This window comes from uncultured Streptococcus sp., from assembly GCF_915066115.1.
In the GTDB taxonomy this organism is placed as follows: Bacteria; Bacillota; Bacilli; order Lactobacillales; family Streptococcaceae; genus Streptococcus.
In genome coordinates, this window is record NZ_CAJZDT010000117.1 from 1 (window position 1) to 5,971 (window position 5,971).

Here is a 5,971-nt window from a genome sequence, read left to right on the forward strand (position 1 = left end):
TTTTTGCAAAATTGGCTGAACTTGGTGCGCCTCGTATCCAACTCGATGAAGCGGCTCTTGTCAAAGATTTGACAGCTGAAGAAAAAGCTCTCTTCTTGAACCTTTACAACAAACTCTTGGCTGACAAAAAAGGTCTTGAAGTCTTGCTTCAAACTTACTTCGGAGACGTTCGTGACGTTTACGCTGATCTTGTAAACTTGCCAGTTGATGCTATCGGTTTGGACTTCGTTGAAGGTAAGAAAACTCTTGAACTTGTTAAAGGTGGTTTCCCAGCAGACAAGACTCTCTATGCAGGTATTGTCAATGGTAAAAACATCTGGCGTAACAACTACGAAAAGAGCTTGGCTGTTCTTGAGCAAATTCCAGCTGAAAACATCGTTTTGACTAGCTCATGCTCACTTCTTCATGTGCCATTCACAACTGCTAATGAAGAATTTGAACCAGCTATCTTGAACCACTTTGCTTTCGCAGTTGAGAAATTGGATGAAATCCGTGACTTGGATGCTATCCGCAACGGTCAAGGAGCAGAAGCTCTTGCAGCAAATAAAGAACTCTTTGCGACTGAGCGTGTGGGTGAAAATGCAGAACTTCGTGCGCGTATCGCTGGCTTGACAGACGCAGACTACACTCGTTTGCCAGCCTTTGCAGAACGTGAAGCTATCCAAGAAGAAGCTTTCAAACTTCCAGCTCTTCCAACAACAACTATCGGTTCATTCCCTCAAACAAAAGAAGTTCGTGCGAAACGTTTGGCTTACCGTAAAGGTGAATTGTCTCAAGAAGAGTACGACGCTTTCCTTGCTGAAACAATTGACGAATGGATCAAATGGCAAGAAGATATCGATTTTGATGTCCTTGTTCACGGTGAATTTGAGCGTAACGACATGGTTGAGTACTTCGGTCAAAACTTGTCAGGTTACCTCTTCTCTAAAAATGGTTGGGTACAATCATACGGTATGCGTGGGGTGAAACCACCAATCATCTGGGGTGATGTCACTCGTCTTAACCCTATCACTGTTAAATGGTCTAGCTATGCACAAAGCCGTACAAACAAACCTGTTAAAGGTATGTTGACTGGACCTGTTACCATCCTCAACTGGTCATTCCCACGTGAAGACATCTCTATCAAGGATTCAACTCTTCAAATCGCCCTTGCTATCAAGGATGAAGTGCTTGATCTTGAAGCTGCCGGTGTGAAAATCATCCAAATCGACGAGGCTGCTCTTCGTGAGAAATTGCCACTCCGTCGTAGCGACTGGTATGAAGACTACCTTGACTGGGCAATTCCTGCCTTCCGCTTGGTACACTCAACAGTAGCACCAGATACACAAATCCACACTCACATGTGTTACTCAGAATTTACAGATATCATCCCAGCTATCGACAACTTGGATGCGGACGTTATCTCATTTGAGGCTAGCCGTTCAAATCTTGAAATCTTGGACGAACTCAAAGCGAAAAACTTCCAAACAGAAGTGGGACCTGGGGTTTACGATATCCACTCTCCTCGTGTGCCAAATGAAGGCGAAATCGACCACACGATCGAAGCTATCCTTGCTAAAGTGCCAAGCAAGAAAGTTTGGATTAACCCTGACTGTGGTTTGAAAACACGTGGTATTCCAGAAACAAAAGAAAGCTTGATCCGCCTTGTTGAAGCAGCTAAAGCTGCGCGTGAGAAATTGTAAGATAAGGATTTCCCAAGAAGCACTGTTTGGTCAATCTGCCTGTTTCACTTGGATTCTAAGAGTCCAGCTAACGAAAAAATCAACTAGAAAAGGATAATGACTATGTCACGCCAAACACCGTCACTCTCATTTGAAGTGTTCCCTCCAAACCCAGCCGTGGGTAATGATAAAATTATTTCTGCTCTTCAAGATATGCAGGAGTTGGCCCCTCACTTTATCAGTGTAACTGCCAGCAATAATAAATTTAATATCAAGGAAACGACGGTTCGTTTGGCTGACTTTATCCAAAATGACTTGGCGATTCCGACTATTGCTCACTTGCCAGCCATCTATTTGACCAAGGATAAGGTTGCTGAAACCATTGCTGATTTGGACAAGGTTGGGGTACAGAAAATCTTGGCTCTTCGCGGGGATATTATTCCAGATGTGGAACCACAAAAGGATTTCCGCTACGCAACTGACTTGATTGAGTTCATCAAGGAGCAAGCTCCTCACTTTGATATTGTTGGTGCTTGTTATCCAGAAGGGCATCCAGATTCACCAAATCAGATTTCAGATATTCAAAATCTTAAGAAGAAAGTGGATGCAGGCTGTTCGAGCCTCGTGACTCAACTTTTCTTTGACAATGAGCGCTTCTATGATTTCCAAGACAAATGCATTTTGGCAGGGATTGATGTTCCTATTCATGCAGGGATTATGCCAATTCTGAATCGAAATCAGGCTCTCCGCCTCTTGAAGACTTGTGAGAATATCCATCTTCCACGCAAATTTAAAGCCATCTTAGACAAGTATGAGCATGACCCTGAGTCGCTCAGAGCAGCAGGACTTGCCTATGCAGTGGACCAAATCGTGGACTTGGTAACTCAGGATGTTGCCGGTGTGCATCTCTACACTATGAACAATGCTGAAACAGCAAAATACATCCACCAAGCAACTCATGCCTTGTTTAATCATCAGTCTCTAGGATAATAAAAAGCAAACCATTCTTCTCAGGTGAGGGGAATGGTTCCTTTTTAATGGTAAAGACCGCACTTTTTAAGAAAAATATGATAAAATAGACTCTGTACGTACTTGATACAAAGATGAGGGTATTAAATAATACAATGCATTTAAACTGAAACTCTTAGATGTTTTAGCATCAAATCTTTCTGATAACTAACGGTAGGAAAGAGCGACACGAACGAGTCAAATCGATGTTACTTGACGAGAGAGTTAGTAAAGCATTTAGCTAATTGCCTGATAGCGATTAGCGTGAAAGGATTAGATGCTTTAGCATCAAATCTTTCTAATGATTTGTATCCTGAGTAATTGAACCCGGCCGAAAAGCTGTGTAAAAAAGATAAACTGTCTTGTCTTCATCGAAGACTTCGTCAGTTTCCTATTTTTACTTTGCTTTTGACGTCCTTGGTATCTTGAGAATTGAACACGCCTACAACTCTTTGGAAAAAGATAAATCTGCCTAGGAGCAGTCGCTCCGTCGTTCGATTTCCTATTTTCCTTTGAGTTGCTTGACGGCTTAGTATCCTGATTTTTGTAGGCAAGGCGTATAATTTCATCAATCCAAAGGGGATTAAAATGACAAAACAAGTGTTTCAAACGACTTTTGCGGGTCGTGAGTTAATTGTAGAGACTGGTCAGGTTGCCAAGCAAGCAAATGGCTCTGTTGTCGTGCGTTACGGTGAGTCAACTGTCTTGACTGCGGCCGTGATGTCTAAGAAAATGGCAACTGGAGATTTCTTCCCTCTTCAAGTCAACTACGAAGAAAAAATGTATGCGGCTGGGAAGTTTCCTGGTGGCTTTATGAAACGTGAAGGACGTCCTTCAACAGATGCGACTTTGACAGCGCGTTTGATTGACCGTCCAATCCGTCCAATGTTTGCGGAAGGTTTCCGTAACGAAGTGCAAGTGATTAACACCGTGCTTTCTTATGATGAAAATGCATCTGCACCTATGGCTGCTATGTTTGGTTCATCTTTAGCGCTTTCTATCTCAGATATTCCATTTGACGGACCAATCGCTGGGGTACAAGTGGGTTATGTCGATGGCCAAATTATCATTAATCCAAGTCAAGAACAAGCAGAGCAATCTCTTCTTGAATTGACAGTAGCTGGTACCAAACACGCTATCAACATGGTAGAGTCTGGTGCCAAAGAATTGTCAGAAGAAATCATGTTGGAAGCCCTTCTTAAAGGGCACGAAGCAGTCAAAGAATTGATTGCCTTCCAAGAAGAAATCGTTGCCGCAGTCGGTAAAGAAAAAGCAGAGGTGGAATTGCTTCATGTGGATGCTGATTTGCAGGCTGAAATCATCGCAGCTTACAACAGTGATCTCCAAAAAGCGGTTCAAGTAGAAGAAAAATTAGCTCGCGAAGCTGCAACTCAAGCAGTTAAAGACCAAGTGACTGCAGTTTACGAAGAAAAATATGCAGAACATGAAGAATTTGACCGTATCATGCGTGATGTGGCTGAAATCTTGGAACAAATGGAACACGCTGAAGTGCGCCGTTTGATCACAGAAGATAAGGTGCGTCCTGACGGTCGTAAGGTCGATGAAATCCGTCCCTTGGATGCGGTTGTTGACTTCTTACCACGTGTGCATGGTTCAGGTCTTTTCACTCGTGGGCAAACTCAGGCTCTTTCAGTTTTGACATTGGCTCCAATGGGGGAAACTCAAATCATCGATGGTTTGGACCCAGAGTACAAGAAACGCTTTATGCATCACTATAACTTCCCTCAATACTCTGTAGGGGAAACTGGTCGTTACGGTGCGCCAGGTCGTCGTGAAATTGGTCACGGTGCTCTTGGTGAGCGTGCTCTTGCTCAAGTTTTGCCAAGTTTGGAGGAATTTCCATACGCTATCCGCTTGGTAGCTGAGGTCTTGGAATCAAATGGTTCTTCATCTCAGGCTTCTATCTGTGCAGGAACGCTTGCCCTTATGGCTGGTGGTGTGCCAATCAAGGCGCCAGTAGCAGGGATTGCCATGGGGCTCATCTCAGATGGAAACAACTATACAGTCTTGACAGATATCCAAGGTTTGGAAGACCACTTTGGAGACATGGACTTCAAGGTTGCAGGTACTCGTGACGGGATTACAGCCCTACAAATGGATATCAAGATCCAAGGGATTACTGCAGAAATCTTGACAGAAGCCCTTGCCCAAGCCAAGAAAGCACGTTTTGAAATCCTTGATGTGATTGAAGCAACCATTCCAGAAGTTCGTCCAGAATTGGCTCCAACTGCTCCGAAAATTGATACCATCAAGATTGATGTGGACAAGATCAAGATTGTCATCGGTAAGGGTGGAGAAACCATCGACAAGATTATCGCTGAAACAGGCGTTAAGATTGATATTGACGAAGAAGGAAATGTGTCTATCTACTCTAGCGACCAAGATGCTATTAATCGTGCTAAAGAAATTATTGCTGGTTTGGTTCGTGAGGCTAAGGTGGATGAAGTATACCATGCGAAGGTTGTTCGTATCGAGAAATTTGGTGCCTTTGTCAACCTCTTTGATAAGACAGATGCACTTGTTCATATCTCTGAAATGGCTTGGACTCGTACTAACCGTGTAGAAGATTTGGTAGAAATCGGAGACGAAGTCGATGTTAAGGTTATCAAGATTGATGAAAAAGGCCGTATCGATGCCTCTATGAAAGCCCTTCTTCCTCGTCCGCCCAAACCTGAGCATGATGAAAATGGTGAAAAGTCTGAGAGACCTCACCGCCCACGTCATCACAAGGACCACAAACCTAAGAAAGAATTTACAGAAACACCAAAAGATTAAGAATAAGAAAAGGAGAAATGTATGGGATGGTGGCGCGAAACCATTGATATCGTAAAAGAAAATGATCCAGCGGCCCGCACCACTTTGGAGGTTTTGCTGACTTATCCAGGTGTCAAGGCCTTGGCGGCCCACCGTCTCTCGCATTTTCTCTGGAAGCATGGCTTTAAACTCCTGGCTCGTATGCACAGTCAGTTTTGGCGCTTCTGGACTCAGATTGAGATCCATCCGGGCGCTCAGATCGATTCAGGTGTTTTTATCGATCATGGGGGAGGTCTCGTGATTGGAGAGACTGCTATCGTTGAAAAGGGAGTACTCCTCTATCATGGGGTAACCCTTGGTGGGACTGGGAAGGATTGTGGCAAACGCCATCCGACCATTCGTAAAGGTGTTCTCATCTCTGCTCATGCTCAAGTCATTGGACCCGTTGAAATCGGTGAAAATGCCAAGGTCGGTGCTGCAGCGGTTGTTGTGGCGGACGTACCTAGTGATGTAACAGTTGTCGGTAT

4 protein-coding genes are annotated in these 5,971 nt (G+C 44.0%); all 4 read left to right on the top strand.

Translation table 11 applies throughout. The features are described from left to right. Positions 1-1,682: 5-methyltetrahydropteroyltriglutamate--homocysteine S-methyltransferase (gene metE / locus QZ565_RS07760; protein ID WP_295527862.1), on the top strand; the 1,682-nt coding region annotated here is incomplete at its 5' end. 102 nt (positions 1,683-1,784) lie between these two features. Then, a complete protein-coding gene (metF, locus tag QZ565_RS07765; protein WP_000089956.1) occupies positions 1,785-2,651 on the top strand; it encodes a methylenetetrahydrofolate reductase [NAD(P)H] in 867 nt (288 codons plus the stop codon). A gap of 606 nt (positions 2,652-3,257) precedes the next feature. Next, positions 3,258-5,465, top strand: coding sequence for a polyribonucleotide nucleotidyltransferase (gene pnp, locus QZ565_RS07770; protein WP_295527872.1), 2,208 nt, complete (start codon positions 3,258-3,260; stop codon positions 5,463-5,465). Between the two features lie 21 nt (positions 5,466-5,486). After that, positions 5,487-5,971 (top strand): serine O-acetyltransferase (gene cysE / locus QZ565_RS07775; protein ID WP_295527876.1); only part of this gene is annotated, 485 nt, incomplete at its 3' end.

Bases quoted from the DNA above. Each gene is read 5' to 3' on its own strand.
- metF (WP_000089956.1), top strand. From the start codon at position 1,785: ATGTCACGCCAAACACCGTCACTCTCATTTGAAGTGTTCCCTCCAAAC.
- pnp (WP_295527872.1), top strand. From the start codon at position 3,258: ATGACAAAACAAGTGTTTCAAACGACTTTTGCGGGTCGTGAGTTAATT.